This window comes from Marinobacter sp. PE14 (genome assembly GCF_053566155.1).
The window spans coordinates 1,208,469-1,223,195 of the sequence record NZ_JBQXNY010000001.1; the positions used below are offsets into that span (position 1 = coordinate 1,208,469).

11 protein-coding genes and 1 tRNA gene are annotated in these 14,727 nt (G+C 56.3%); 6 read left to right on the forward strand and 6 right to left on the reverse strand.

Annotated features, from left to right (window positions below):
- Window positions 1-15: 15 nt before the first annotated feature.
- The 5 genes from purC to ACWJ62_RS05775 all read left to right on the forward strand — a co-directional run bounded on the left by purC (window position 16) and on the right by ACWJ62_RS05775 (window position 8,373).
- Window positions 16-729, forward strand: a complete 714-nt coding sequence (gene purC / locus ACWJ62_RS05755) for a phosphoribosylaminoimidazolesuccinocarboxamide synthase (RefSeq protein ID WP_449285304.1) — start codon at window positions 16-18, stop codon at window positions 727-729.
- A 32-nt stretch (window positions 730-761) separates the two neighbouring features.
- Window positions 762-1,499 carry a TIGR04219 family outer membrane beta-barrel protein gene (locus ACWJ62_RS05760; protein ID WP_449285305.1) on the forward strand — a complete coding sequence of 246 codons (738 nt, stop codon included), beginning with the start codon at window positions 762-764 and terminating at the stop codon, window positions 1,497-1,499.
- 28 nt (window positions 1,500-1,527) lie between these two features.
- Window positions 1,528-2,535, forward strand: a complete 1,008-nt coding sequence (locus ACWJ62_RS05765) for an NAD-dependent epimerase (protein WP_449285306.1) — start codon at window positions 1,528-1,530, stop codon at window positions 2,533-2,535.
- A 60-nt stretch (window positions 2,536-2,595) separates the two neighbouring features.
- Window positions 2,596-3,132: a lipocalin family protein gene (locus ACWJ62_RS05770; protein ID WP_449285307.1), complete on the forward strand. Its 537-nt coding sequence runs from the start codon at window positions 2,596-2,598 to the stop codon at window positions 3,130-3,132.
- A gap of 345 nt (window positions 3,133-3,477) precedes the next feature.
- Window positions 3,478-8,373 (forward strand): OmpA family protein, encoded by a 4,896-nt coding sequence (locus ACWJ62_RS05775; RefSeq protein ID WP_449285308.1) that lies wholly within the window; start codon window positions 3,478-3,480, stop codon window positions 8,371-8,373.
- A 194-nt stretch (window positions 8,374-8,567) separates the two neighbouring features.
- Here ACWJ62_RS05775 and ACWJ62_RS05780 read toward each other — a convergent pair.
- The 6 genes from ACWJ62_RS05780 to ACWJ62_RS05805 all read right to left on the reverse strand — a co-directional run bounded on the left by ACWJ62_RS05780 (window position 8,568) and on the right by ACWJ62_RS05805 (window position 13,529).
- A tRNA-Val gene (locus tag ACWJ62_RS05780) sits at window positions 8,568-8,644 on the reverse strand.
- 55 nt (window positions 8,645-8,699) lie between these two features.
- Window positions 8,700-9,650, reverse strand: coding sequence for a DMT family transporter (locus ACWJ62_RS05785; RefSeq protein WP_449285309.1), 951 nt, complete (start codon window positions 9,648-9,650; stop codon window positions 8,700-8,702).
- Between the two features lie 146 nt (window positions 9,651-9,796).
- Window positions 9,797-10,885 (reverse strand): hypothetical protein, encoded by a 1,089-nt coding sequence (locus tag ACWJ62_RS05790; protein ID WP_449285310.1) that lies wholly within the window; start codon window positions 10,883-10,885, stop codon window positions 9,797-9,799.
- A gap of 102 nt (window positions 10,886-10,987) precedes the next feature.
- Complete coding sequence (locus tag ACWJ62_RS05795; RefSeq protein ID WP_449285311.1) at window positions 10,988-12,058, reverse strand: hypothetical protein; 1,071 nt, start codon at window positions 12,056-12,058, stop codon at window positions 10,988-10,990.
- 132 nt (window positions 12,059-12,190) lie between these two features.
- Window positions 12,191-12,808, reverse strand: coding sequence for a YceI family protein (locus tag ACWJ62_RS05800; RefSeq protein WP_449285312.1), 618 nt, complete (start codon window positions 12,806-12,808; stop codon window positions 12,191-12,193).
- Window positions 12,795-13,529, reverse strand: a complete 735-nt coding sequence (locus tag ACWJ62_RS05805; RefSeq protein ID WP_449285313.1) for a CDP-alcohol phosphatidyltransferase family protein — start codon at window positions 13,527-13,529, stop codon at window positions 12,795-12,797. Before ACWJ62_RS05805 ends, ACWJ62_RS05800 begins: the two co-directional genes overlap by 14 nt.
- A gap of 177 nt (window positions 13,530-13,706) precedes the next feature.
- Between ACWJ62_RS05805 and ACWJ62_RS05810 the strand changes: the two genes are divergently transcribed.
- Window positions 13,707-14,714 (forward strand): zinc-dependent alcohol dehydrogenase, encoded by a 1,008-nt coding sequence (locus ACWJ62_RS05810; protein WP_449285314.1) that lies wholly within the window; start codon window positions 13,707-13,709, stop codon window positions 14,712-14,714.
- Window positions 14,715-14,727 lie beyond the last annotated feature (13 nt).

Here is a 14,727-nt window from a genome sequence, read left to right on the forward strand (position 1 = left end):
TTTTCGGAGACCCCAATGGAAAAACGCGAAGAACTCTACGCCGGCAAGGCAAAATCCGTCTACCGTACCGACAACCCCGAACGTTTCGTGCTGGTATTCCGTGATGACACATCCGCCTTCGACGGTGAGAAAAAGGAACAGCTCAATCGCAAGGGCATGGTGAACAACAAGTTCAATGCATTCGTCATGGAGCAGCTGGAAGCGGCAGGTGTACCGACCCATTTTGAAGGGTTGCTGTCTTCCACCGAATCTCTTGTCAAGAAGCTGGACATGATTCCGGTTGAATGCGTGGTTCGCAACGTGTCTGCCGGCAGCCTCTGCCGCCGCCTTGGGGTGGAAGAAGGGCAGGAACTGAATCCGCCCACCTATGAACTGTTCCTGAAGAACGACGCGCTCCACGATCCCATGGTCAACGAATCCCTGGCCGTCAGCTTTGGCTGGGCCGCAGCGGATGAGCTGGAGCAGATGAAATCGTTGACCTATCGGGTTAACGATGTGCTCAAGGCCCTGTTTGACGAGGCCGGCATGCTGCTTGTCGACTACAAGTTAGAGTTCGGTCGTTGCGAAGGCAAGATCGTTCTGGGTGACGAGTTCAGTCCGGACGGGTGCCGGATCTGGGACAAGGAAACCCGCAAGAAAATGGATAAGGATCGTTTCCGCCAGGGGCTTGGTGAAGTGATCGAAACGTACGAAGAAGTCGGCCGCCGTCTGGGAATCCAGTTCGACTGACTGAAACTGATAACAAATTCAAAAGGTGTGTCATGCGTAAACTGATGCTTGCTGTAGGTGGTTCACTGTTCCTGGTGGCGCCTGTGTCACAGGCAGATGTCGTTGGTCTGGGTGCCAGCGTGAGTTACTGGGACTCCGATCTCTCCGGCCAGGCTGCAGACAATGGTGACGTGGTTGATGTCGAAAATGACCTCAACCTCGATAGCGATTCGAATGCCAATGCGTCCCTGTATTTCGAGCATCCGATTCCGGTGCTTCCCAATGTTCGATTGAACTACACTCTGGTTCAGCAGAGTGGTCGTGGTCAGGTAAATGGCAACTTTGGCGGCGTGAATTTTGGTGGACTCGATGTTCAGTCTGATCTCGACCTAGAGCAACTGGACCTGACTCTTTACTACGAGGTTCTTGATAATTGGGTGAACCTGGACTTGGGCCTTACCGCTCGGAACCTGTCCGGAGAGCTTATTGTCAAAGAAGCCTTAACGGGTACGCCATCTAACGAAACAACGGTCGATGCGGTTATTCCCATGGGTTATCTGGCAGCGCGTTTCGACCTGCCGCTCACCGGTGTTTCCGTGGGTGCTGAGGGCAACTTCATTAGCTTCGACGGCGATTCCCTGCACGATTTTAACGCCTACGGTCAGTACGAGATCTCACTGATCCAGTTCCGTGCGGGCTACCGGCAGATGTCCATTGATTACGAAGACGGCAATGACCGTCTAGATATAGAGATTGGCGGACCGTTTGTGAGTGCCGGAGTATCGTTCTGAGGCCGGCAGTCTTTTCAGGGAGAGACACGTGAAGATTCTTGTTACCGGAACTGCCGGTTTTATCGGCTCACACCTGGCTCATCGTCTGCTTGACCGGGGTGATGAAGTCATTGGCGTTGATAACGTCAATGATTACTACGATGTGAACCTGAAGGAAGCCCGGCTGCAGCGGCTGACTGGCAAGGCAGGCTTCACCGAAGTCCGTGAGGATGTGGCTGACCGGGCCACCATGGAAGCGGTTTTTTCCAGGCACAAACCTGAGAGGGTAGTGCACCTTGCGGCCCAGGCGGGTGTCCGGTACTCCATCGAGAATCCCCACGCCTATGTGGACGCCAACCTCGTTGGGTTCATGAACATCCTTGAAGGGTGTCGGCACAACGGGGTAAAACACCTCGTCTATGCCTCCAGCAGCTCGGTGTATGGCGCCAACGAGACCATGCCGTTCTCGGTGCACGACAACGTGGATCATCCGCTGAGTCTCTACGCGGCCTCCAAGAAGGCCAACGAGCTCATGGCCCACACTTACAGCCATCTTTACAACCTGCCAACCACCGGCCTGCGATTTTTTACCGTCTATGGCCCCTGGGGCCGGCCGGATATGGCATTGTTTATCTTTACCAAAAAAATCCTTGCCGGGGAGCCCATCGACGTCTTCAACCATGGTCACCACCGTCGGGATTTCACCTACATCGACGACATCGTCGAAGGCGTGATTCGAACGCTGGACCACGTTGCCGAGCCCAACGGCGAGTGGAGCGGAGCAACCCCGGATCCCGGTACCAGCAAAGCGCCTTATCGCTTGTACAACATCGGCAGCAACAACCCGGTTGAGCTGTCTCGCTTCATCGAAATTATCGAGCAGCGAATCGGGAAGAAGGCCGAGAAAAACCTGCTTCCGTTGCAGCCGGGCGACGTACCGGCCACCTACGCCAATGTCGATGACTTGATCGACGATGTGGGTTACAAGCCAGCTACCCCCGTAGAGGAGGGTATTGCCAGGTTTGTAGATTGGTATCGGGACTTCTACAACGTATAAAAGAGGGCCAGCAACTGCTGGCCCTTCTCGTATCTGGGACTCGAAAATGGAGCATTGGCGATGATGGCAGTGTTTAAAAGATGGTTTCTGATAGCCGTGCTTATTGGCCTGACCGGCTGCACCGGTCTTCCAGAGGGTGTTGAGCCAGTCTCCGGTTTTGAGAGTGATCGCTACCTGGGCACCTGGTATGAAATCGCCCGTCTGGACCATTCCTTTGAGCGAGGCCTGAGCAATGTGCGCGCCGAATACAATCGTAGCGATGACGGCAGCATCGAGGTAATCAACCGTGGTTATAACTTTGAAAAAGAGAAATGGGAGGAGGCTGACGGCCGAGCGGTGTTTGTGGAGGATGAAAACACGGGCCACCTGAAGGTGTCTTTCTTCGGACCTTTCTACGCCTCTTATGTGGTGTTCGAGCTGGATAAGGATGAATATTCCTATGCCTATGTGACCGGCTACAACCGCGACTACCTCTGGTTTCTCTCGCGTACCCCGGAGGTTAGTGAGGAGGCGATTGAGGCGTTCAAGGATCGGGCCGGGGCAGAGGGGTTTGATTTGGAGGAACTGATTATTGTCGACCAGTCCCTCGCGGAATAGAGATGCAGGTCGGCCTGTCTCATGATCTTGACTATGCCCGAGCCACCCAGGCCATGCTTCGCTTGGCTCCGGATTACGTTCTGATCGGCGAAATTCGCAACGATCCCGTTTAATCTTAGATTTTACAAACGAAGGTTTAGCGACAAGACTGTTACCTGTAAGGAAGTAAGTTTCGCCTCAGGAAGTCGCTGGCACAAGCCATTACGACACGCTGATGCCCTGACAGACAAGGTTGTCTCACCCCAATGGCCTGCCATTGGTCGAGTCTGGTTGTATTGCATGCAGAGTATCCCCGGTGCGTTTGCTTAGGGCGACTGGGACGCAAAGCAACCACAGGCCAAGACCATGTCAGACCAGCTCGAACTCCAGATCGAACCCGAACAGGCCCCCCAGGCTAGTGGTGCTGAGTCGCTTCAGGTTCGAATCAGCTATGAAATTCCGGTTCAGAACGAAGATGAGGAAGTCTCCTTTCGTCCGGCAAGCCATCTCGTGCGCCTTGATTCCAGGGCTAGCGCAAAAGTCACCATTAGGCCCATTGCTCTCAACAAGCCGGCTACGGCCGTTCTGGAGAACCGCCAGGGCCTGGAACTGGCCCCACTTGGTAGTATCGACATCGGTCATGCTGCTGAAGGCGAGCCAGCCACGCTTACTATTTCCGCCGCAGATCTAAAACCCGCACTGGAAAGAAACTCGCCAGAGGAACAACCTGTGCTGGATCGGTCTGGCCGATTTGTAAGCCTGGGCCAGCCGGAAAGGCGCTTTGACAACTACACTCTCAGTGTGGATCTGGTTGACTCGGCTGCTAAAGCATCTGCGCTTCGTTCCCTTATGGGACTGAACCCTGACCGTGAGTTGGCAAATAATGCCGGACACGCGCCACTGGATGCTGCGTCCGCTGAAGAGCTCGGTGCTTTTTCTCTTACCGGCGCCGACCTCAAGTTTGATGGCTCTTTCCACATCCAGCGCCCCTTTAACAGTCGCACCGAAGCACAGGGTTGGGCCTGGCTCTTGAATGGCCCTGATCTCATTATCGGTTACCGTGAAGATCCTTCTCTGTCAAAGCCCCTGAATGGCCTGCGGATCATGCTGCCTTGGCAGGACATCAAGCCAGGCGCTGACGAAGATGTGGATTCCTCATCCTCCGATGCGGCATCGGGCAATCCACCGCTGGATGTTGATGAAGACAGTCTGCTGCACGACCCTGATCTTTTTGGTGATGATCCGGGGTCCTATTGTCGGCCATTCAGTAACCCCGCCAGAATATTGGGTGAGCGTCGCTTCCATACAGTCTTTCGCGTCGAGCAACCGGAAATTGAATCAACCTCTAACAACAAACCCGATTACAAAGGGCTGATTCATCCCAAAGACTCATTCGGCAATACCATTCTGATGAGTGCAATGGTTGATAATACTGGCCGTGCCACCATGGCGAACAACGCGATCGGGCCGCTTGATGTCTATAACGACCGTGGCTTTAACCGCTTCGTTCCGAGAGACAGAGCCTCGGTAATGCCACCGGTTAAAGCCATTGATTTCCTCCCGTTACCTGGGTTGATCTGGCAAAATCGCCGGGAACCTGTCGGGCCAGACAACCCTATCGACTGGGACGGAGATTCCACTCAATACCAGGCGCTGTCTGTGGCGGGCGGTCACATAATGGAATGGCGCCTCCAATGGCGCTCAAATGGCTATTCCCTCGGTGATGTGGCCCACACGCTCACATTGGCACCGCGACAAACCCGGCGCATTGTGAAAATGGACTGGCGCCGCCGTGAGGCAAGCTCCCGCAGCGAGCGAACTGAGTTCTCGGAACAGGTAGAGCAAGGCACGTTTAGCGAGCGCGATTACAGTGACGCCGTACGATCCAACCTGAATGAATGGAGCAAGGGTGGTAGCAAATCCCAGCAAACCGGCGTCGCCGGGGGTATTGGCTTTGCCATGGGTCCTGTCGTAATCGGCGGTGGTGCAGCCCATGGTCGCGCCAGTTCCAGCAGCTGGCAAAAGGGGGGGCGCAGCGTCGCCGCCGCCGAAGAGCAAAGCCTGAGAGACTCAGTCAGGCAGTTCGGTGATTCTCTGCGCCAGTTCGAAAGCACCGTGGTCACGGAGGTTAGCCAGGAGGAAACCGTTGAGGGCGTTTCTGAAGTGGTTCGCAACTCTAACTACTGCCATTCGCTGACGGTTATTTACCACGAAATACTGCGCCACATTCGTGTGGACACGGTGTTGGCGGGGGTGCGCGAATGTCTTTTTGTACCCTTTTCAATACGCCCATTCACCTTCTCTCGGGTGGCCCGCTGGCGAGACGTGTTTGAGCGCTATCTGAAAAAACGGGAGCTTCGCTGGGCCCTGAAATACTCAGACGACATCATAAACGGATGGAACGGTTCGGAAGTTCCAGCAGGTCCCCGAAAGGATCAATTTCTGGAAAGCCTGAGCGGGTCGATCTATATCAAGCTGGGCATCGAGCGGCCAAGGGATGAAGTGGTCTCCGGTGAAATAGACGACCAGCTTTCTGAAGATGGCGCCGTGGGTGAGCGGGTTACCACCAAGGTCTGGCAGACCTACGCCGGCCTGCTCCCATTCCCGGTCGGGCAGATTGTGGCTCGAATTCGCAGCTATTCTGCCGCTCAGCGAGACACGTATTTTCAGAAAGAGATTGCCCCTGCCATGGCCCGCCGCTGGGCCGACCGCCTTCGGATTGATAACGATAGCGGCCAACTGGAGGGCGCGGACTTTACACTGGTGGGTGAATACCGCTTTAACCGGACCGTAAGAATCGACTTTACCGTACCGTCAGATTCAGTTTCGGACACCAAGCGTACCGAAATTGAAAAGCTGATCCTCTCGGCAACTGAGCACCTGCCCAAAGGCTCTGTCGCAAACGTCACGGGCGCAACCATTAACTTCCGCACGACTCACTATCAACGGCGGGTCAGAGCTCCGAGAGGCACCCACGACCTCATTTCACCGCCCGCCTGGAATGACGATGAGACAACCCGACCAGCCCCAACCGAAACAGCCACGCTTGATTTCAATGCCAGTAACTGGGAAGACCAGGACATGCGGCGGGAAGCGGAAAAGGCAAATCGCAAGATTCTGGAGCACATCAATGACAACCTGCATTACTACCACAAGGTTATCTGGTGGACCATGGACCGCGACGAGCTCTACATGCTTCTGGACGGTTTCTCCATTTCCGCCAGCGACGGTCGCTCCATTGCCTCCGTGGTTGAGCGCAACCCCATCGCCATCATGGGCAATGCCCTGGTATTCCGTGTGGCAGCGGGGGCCTTCCTGGGAGTGAATGGGCACGATAGCTACGAGGAGGCTTTCAACTATTACAAGGGCGAGGGTGCGCCCAGTGCGCCCATGCGCATCAGCCTGCCGACTGATGGTCTCTATGCCCAGGCTATTATGGACGAGTGCAATGCCTGCGAGGAGCACGAGGGATCCACCGACTGGGTATTAAACGATAAAGATCCGGCACTGGCAGATTTCCCCAGTGACTTCTTCGACTCCCGCCGTAGTCAGCCCCAGAATCTGACGCCTACCGACATGCCGGATTCTATCATCAATCTTCAGAATGCCCCGGCGGCTCCTGCACCGCAGGGCTTTGGCGACATCATGGGTGTTCTGGGCAGCAGCGGTGCCTTCCGGGACATGGCTGGCCTCGAAGGCACGCAAAAGAACGCCCTCGGTGCCATGAATGCAGCCTCCAACCTGGCCAGCCAATTTGGTGGCTTTGCGCTTCAGGCGCGCCTTGCCGAGCTCAAGGCCGAAAGCGATGCCGGCAAGAACTTTGACAAGAAGCGCGCTGCTGTAGACCGCGCTGTCGAAAAAGGCTCCATTTCAAAAGAAGACGGCGAGGCAGCCCTGCGCAAAGAAGCTGCGGAGATGGGTAAGAAAACCGCCAAAGGCGTCTCTGACCGTGCAAAATCCATTGTCGACAACTTTGGCAAGGACAAGGATGTCACCGTCACAGAGCAAGACGCCGACGGCTCCAGAACCGTTACTGTGAAGAACCCTGACAAGGGTGGAGAATCAGGCCAAGCCGGCACCACGCCCGGCGCATCGGAGCCAACTGCAGCAGAAGTGGAAGAGCAGAGGAGACTGGAATCCCAGGCACCGCATTACTTCCTGGCTGAGCTGGGTTACGGGGCTTGGGAGCTGATACTGATCAACTTTGCAGTGGAATCCGGCAAGCTAAAACCAGGCCACAAGGAAGGCCTGCAAGCAGCCAGCCACCTGATGACAGAGAACACTGCTCTGGGCACATACTCAACGGCTGCCTATACCAGCAAAACAGGTTCAGATGCCTATAACACGGAACTCTCATGGAAGCGCGCAAGGTCGACTCTGGACGGCATCCGTGATTTTGGGATACCAGATGTACAGATTGATGGTACTGAGTTCTCCAGCTTCAGTATCAATGCCGTCGGTGAAGCCCGTTCTCTGGCGGATTACCTGCGCGAGCGTGGCTACCAGGTGCCAGATGACCTGCCGACTGAAAATCCTTACGACAGAGGCGTAGTCATCCAGCTTTCCGAATTTCCGGAACTGCGCCAGGTGGATGCATCAGCCCCTTACTGGAAGAACCCTACCGATCAATGGCGCATGCGTCTGCTATATCCCAAGAAGGATTCGGGTCCGGAGCTCGCCATTCCCAAGGGGCTGAAAGATATCCTGAAAGTCAGTCAGTACGGCGAAGTGGATTTCGAAGCCTACGGTGTCTATGACGTCGACGGTGAGACCAAGAATGGGCCTTTGGTCAAAGGTGTGCTGCGCGGCCAGCTCATCAAGTCTATCACCCTCGGCACATCCCAGCGTGATAACTGGACCAGTTGGCTGGAGTTGAACCTCGACAACGCCCCAATGGCGCCGGTGGAAAACGACTGGCACAGCGCCAAGGTGAGCTTCCTCGGGGGCCCCATCGACCAATTGGTGGAGAAGGTATTGGGCGCTAACCCGATCGTGAGGCAAATGATTGATTTTGAGGAGGAAATCGGCAAACTGAGGAAGAAGTACAATATTCCCGATGGCGGTCAATATGGGCTACGCATTCTGCGCCATATGAACAGTTTCAAGGCACCGTTTACCTTCGAACACATTGAGCACGAGCGGATTATTCTCATTGCGCTGCACGTGCCGATGCCGGAAGTCGTGGAAGAGTGGCTCGGTGGTGTACCGCCGGCGGAATTCGGCATTTCTTCGATCGACACAGAGCCTTTCGACGGTAACTGAGGCATGGCAAGAAGTGGCGCCACGATCAGCGACGTTTGATTGTGGCGCCTCTAAGCAACGGCGGGCCGCGAACTGGCATAGGCGTTCCCGCCAGGGTGAGAATGGCGGCAAATTCCTAGCGCAACGGCACAGATGGCCAGACACAAAAAAAGCCACTCGGCTTTCGCTCTGAGTGACTCTTTTTCTTGCAGAATTGGTAGGACCACCCAGATTCGAACTGGGGACCTCTACCATGTCAAGGTAGCGCTCTAACCAACTGAGCTATGGTCCTATGTCCTGCAACGGGGACGAAATATACTGATTCAGCCGATGCTGGTCAACCACTTTTATGCGGTTTTCCGCTTGCGGAGTTTTTCCTTGATGGCTTTGCTCAGCACGGCCCAGCGGTTGACGATCAGGGCTGCAAAGATGAGGCCACAGCCGGCCAGTTGAATGCCGGTCATAGACTCGCCAAACCATCCTGCCGCAAACAGAGCAACCCACACCGGCTCCAGTACCAGAATCACCACGCCATGACTGTTTGCAGACAGGCTCTGGGCGAAAGTCTGAAGCAGGAAACGACCGGCTGTGCCAATCACGGCACTGGCCACCACCCACCAGACCAGCATTGATGAGAGGTTATTCAGGGTGGGCCGCCAGGGCTCCGTAATCATGGATTCAACCAGGGTGAGTATGCCGACCGTCAGCAGCGCAATGGCTGTCAGGGGCAGGGCGGGTACGCGGTGCTTTTCCACCGTCTTGCCTAGCCGGTTTATCACCGTTCTCTGGTTGGCTGCCCGGGTATTGAGATTGAAATACAGGGCGAAAATCGTCGCTGCCATGACAAAGAAAATCTGGCCTGCTTCGGGACGAAATCCGTTTTCAAGGGAAAGCAGCGCGAGCCCGGCAACGGCAATCGGAATGGCCAGCCATGTACTTGGCGGTTGGGGCTCCTTGAACACCAGACGTGCAATAATAGGCACTATCACCACACCCAGGCTGGTCAAAAAGGCGCCTTCGCCCAAACTGGTTATATGAACCAGTCCCATCACCCAGCAGGTCATGGCCGTGCCGAACACCAGCCCGACACCCACACTTCGGCGAAGCTGATCCACGCTCAGGTTCATCAGCGAGCGACGAGCGAAAAACGCCAGTACCGTGCCGGCGATTAGAAACCTGGCCGCCATGAACATCAGAGGCGGCATTAGCAGTACCGCTTCCTTGGAGAACATCCAGCTGATGGCTGCGAACAGGGTGACAACAACCAGTAGAAGATCGGATTTGTGAGTATCAGACATCGGATATCGCTTGGCGGCAGTGGTTGAATCGAATGGCGAAAGCGAACCAATGTATAGTTTGCGAACTAAAAAGGAAAGATGGGTAGAACTACCGAGGTGAGAAGAGGCTCTTCCCTGAGCCCTTTGCAGTATTTGTCGGTGTACGTTCAGTTATTCAGGGTTGTGTAAACCAGATTCGACATATCCGTCTGATCTGAGCCGGGCACTTCAATGTACCGGTCACCGGAACCCCACCATTGCCACCAGGCGCGCTTGTTGTAGGTGCGGCTGGCGAAATCCACCTGCAAACCGCCGAGTGTGGTGTTGTTGACCACCGGCACGGAGATGTTGCCCGTCTCGGAGCCGAGCACGCCGCTGTGGGTGACGCCCTCGTTCATCAGTACCGGATAGTGGTTGAAGTAAAGAGCGGCCGGGCCATCCTGACTCGTTACCTTGCCCGCCAGGCTGATGCTGGAAGAGCAGGAATCGATCCCGGCGGCGGAGGTGGCACCACAGGCCGAATGCGTGGGTACCACGCCATCGTCCGTGCCGGCGATGAACGGTTTGGTGATGCCGCCATAAGACGAGCCACCCGCCACGAAACGCAGTCTCGGGATTCCATTCGGGCTCACTGCGAGGTTACGCGCTGCGTTGGTTTGCAGGTCGTTTACCACCCCCAGCTTGCCCGGTTCCGGCTCGATGCCGGTGAAGGCTTCTACTGCCGCTCGGAGGGGCCAGTTGTACCAACTGTCGTTGTAGGCAAGGCTGAGTGCCAGGTTGGCCAGTTCAGTGCCACCGCCGGCGCCGGAGTAATCCAGGGTTGCCAGGATTTTCAGCGGCTGAAGGCCCTCGGATTGAAGCCAGCGTGCCTGGTTTTCCAGCAGATACCGGGTAACGAGATCCCCGGTGGAGTGAGAGACGACGATGCAAAAGTCATTGCACAGGCCTTGCTGACTGATCTGACGCATCTGTTCATAGGCCTGCTGGGCAATACCCCCTTCAACGCGCCCATCACTGCCCCAGTCGATACGGGCTTCGGCCCGGGAGAGCCAGAAAGTACGCCAATAGTCCTCGCCGGCAGTCTTCACGTCTTGCAGATTGGCAGGAGGGTTGGCCAGGTCTTCTTGCTGGAATCCGTGAACCAGGATCACGTTGTGCCCGGCCAGCTGAGCCTGGGCGGTGCCGGCAAACAAGCTGCCGGTGATAGCGACCGCCAAGGCGGCCTTACAGGCAATTCCGATCTTTGTTGTTTTCATAGTTGCTCCGTCTTTGCTGCTTTATTGTTGTCACAAGACGTTTATCCGCCACTTGTGGCGGTACAGCCCGGCGTTAGCCGGCGCAGAGCTTGCGCCCTGCCATCAGAACTTGTCGGCAAGCTGCCGCAGCAGAGCCGCGCGCTGTTCTGATTCGGGATTCACCGCCGGTGTATCGGTAAGACTGCCGAGATCCGGCGGTGTGAAAGCGTAGCCCTCGTCGGGGCCGAAGGCGTAATTGGTCCGGTCACCCGGCTGGGCGGGAAGCTGGCGAATTTTCAGGTTTTTCAGCTGCAGCTGGCCGTCCACCGTCTCATTGGCCAACACTGTGCCGTGTGCCTTCAGATTGATCGTGTTCGAGGTGCTGTCCAGCCTCTTCTCCATCTGCAGTTGAGCAACCGGGCGTTGGCCAACGAACAGCTGCGCTGCAAGCGCGTAATAGCCGGAATCTTCCGGGGAGAAACGAACGGGAATTATCAGGTTGTTGCCCTGGATACGGGCATCGCCAAGCCCCTCGAATTCGCCCAGGTAGGGTTCAATGGCCAGTGTTGAGACATGGCGAACCGGCTTGCCATCAAGCCGGGCCTCGACGATCAGCCGATATTCACCCGGTGATTCGTCGGCGGACAGAGCGCCCTCGAAGTAACCCGGGGAACCCGCCTCTTCCAATGCGGTGCTGGCGACGGCATCCCGGCTTTCTGGCCTCTCCAGCGTTGCAGACAGCGAGCGGCCGACCACCTGTGAACCCTGGATAGCCGCTGCAACAAGAATTTGTTCACCCGCTGTAAACCGGTATTTTTCCAGCGTTACGGTGAACTGCCCGTCTCCTTCCAGGGGCAGACTGACCGGCTCGTAGTAATTGCCACGATAGGCGTTCGCCTGTTCCGGGGAGAGAGGTACAGACCATGGCGGGTATCGCGTAGATTCAGCGTATTGATCTGCAACGCTGGCCAGCATGAACCCAAGGGCGTTATCAGAGGGTGGTTCCGGCTCAGCCGAGGGATCGGCAGAAGACTGCTTTGCCGGACCTGCGTTTTGAACGGAAGCCGTCTCGGCCGAGTCAGCCACCTTCGTAAACCAGCTGAAATTTTTGTGGTTGTCAGCGGAGAGCAGATACCCCGTGCCAGCCACGCCAGCGGTTACAAGTGTCAGAAGAAGAGCGACCTTGCCCGGCATGCGGCAGTTCCCTCGATTATTGTTGTAGCTTTAAAGATAACGGGATTTCCGCCGCACCCCAAAAATCCGGGCTCTTTGTGTAACAGAATGTGTCCGCGTTGTGCGGCGGGTCACATTCCAATTAGCCAGTCATCAGAAAATGCCGGATTCCCGGATGGCCTCGAAGCCAAAATGCAATTTGACTTCATCGCCGACCATCGCGCCATCAATGCCGTAGGTCATGCCCCATTCACTGCGTTTCAGAGTGGTGGAAGCGCTGATGCCTAGCGTGTATTCCTCATGACCAAAGGGGTAAATGTCTGCCTTGTTGAGGGTCACATCCAGCACCACGGGCCGTGTCTGGCCAAGTAACTCCAGATCGCCCGTTACTTTGCCAGTGTTTTCGCCGGTCGTTTCGAAGTCGGTAACAGTGAAGGTAATCTCCGGATACTCGTCGGCGTCGAGAAAATCCTCGTTGCGAACGTGTTCGTCACGTTTCTTGTGGTTGGTGTACACACTGTCGCTCTGGAACACCAACTGGCCGGATTTAAGCTCCCTGGCTTGCTCGTCGTAAACGAACTTGCCCTCGACTTCGCGGAACATCCCCATCACCGGGGCGTAGCCGATGTGCATGATCTCGAAGAACATTGAAAAGTGTTCGTCGTCGACGACAAAGTTTCTCGGCTCGGCCATGGCTCCCGGGCTCAATGCGAGGGCAGCAGGGAGCGCAATAGCGGAGCGGGTAAGGGTTTTCCGGTTAATGAACATCATGGTGATGTCTCCTTTGATAAAGCCAGTGAATATCCAGGAAAAACGACCACACAAGCAGTGCGAGAGCAGTTGCAAGTGTGATACTGGCGAACAGCGCATTGAACGGCGGCAACACGGCCACCAGCAGGGTAACGATCTGCCAAACGCAGACCGTCTTGCGTCTGAAACTGTCCGGTAGCGGGGCGTTCAGCCAATCGAGGAAGTGACTGGTAGCAACGAAGGCATAGCGAATGAGGCCCAGGGCCAGAACCCAGGGACCGGCCTTGCCCAGTGCCAGGGCAGCAACACTGAGGCCGAGAATAAACAGGGCATCCAGCTCCATGTCGAAGCGGGCACCAAATTCGCTCTGGGAGCCGGTGGCTCTGGCGACTTTGCCGTCTACGCCATCCAGAATCAGCGCCAGCAATGCCATCCAGCCATAGAGCCAGAGGCTGTCAGTCACGTGGTCAGCAAAGGGGGCCATAGCCACCAGGACTATCACCAGACTGCCTCTCAGCAGAGTCGCCCGATTTGCCCACCCGAAATCCCGGGCCTCGGGCCAGAACCGGATGATCAGGGCACAAACCGCCAGGTAAAGCGCCGCTGCCAGCAAGTAGAAAAGAACGGGGGGCTGGGTTAACCAGCCGGTGGCTGCGCAGAACAGGACGACAAGCCCAAAGCCCCAGACGAGATCCAGGGTAAGTGGCATCCTTTGCGAAGCTGAATGGCCGTTAGAATCCATCACTGAACTCCAGCGTATAGGTTTGCAGGCATCAAAGACCCCGAATGCGCTGTACACTGACTATAGTTGATACAGCTGAACATGCTTACGAGCATTGACCGTGTTCAGACCTGAAGGTTCAGCCCGGGAAGGGCGACGACCAGTACGTTTGAGAAGACTGCCAAAAAGGAGCTCCTTTTGCATCGCGACCCTGATGAACCGAACACCGAATCGATGGTCCGGGCCTGGTGGGTAACCGGCGCCGGGAAGGGCGAGATTCTGGAAAGGCCACTGGCGACCTCCGGTGATGATGAGAAAGACGAATTGGTCACGGTTCAGGCGCTGTATTCGGGCATAAGTCGGGGCACGGAATCACTGGTTTTCCACGGCCGGGTTCCAAAGAGCGAATACGCTGCAATGCGGGCGCCGTTTCAGCAGGGTGATTTTCCCTGGCCTGTAAAGTACGGCTATGCCAGCGTCGGCAAAGTTGTGGAAGGGCCTGCCGAGTTAGTGGAGCAGACGGTGTTCTGCCTTTATCCGCACCAGAATTGCTACCGGGTGCCGGCGTCGGCGTTGACGCTTTTGCCCAAAGACCTGCCCGCCGAGCGAGCAATACTTGCCGCCAACATGGAAACCGCTGTAAACGGCCTCTGGGATGGAGCGCCAGCAGTCGGTGACCGCATTGCCGTGGTTGGGCTCGGTGTGGTTGGCCTGCTCGTCGCCTGGCTGGCGAGTCGTATCCCGGGAACCCGTGTTACCGCAATCGACACGAACACAGAGAGGCAAGCGGTTGCCGAGCAGCTCGGTTTGACCTTCAGTGACGAATCGGCCGCTGATGATCACGACCTCGTTATCCATGCCAGTGGCCACCCCTCGGGCCTGGAGACCGCCCTTGGACTGGCAGGGCAGGAGGCGACCATTGTGGAAATGAGCTGGTACGGAGATCAGCTGGTATCCGCGCCTCTCGGTGCGGCTTTCCATCCACGACGTCTGACATTGAAATCCAGTCAGGTGGGCCAGATTGCGCCCTCCAGAGTGCCCCGATGGGACTACGGCAAACGCCTGGCACTGGCGTTGGAGCTGCTCCAGGACGATACCCTGGATGCGCTGATTACCGGCGAGTGCAAGTTTGATGATTTGCCTAAATCCATGGCGCGAATTCTGATTGATGGCCGGGATACTCTGTGCCATCGCGTTGTTTACTGATAATCCAAAATTG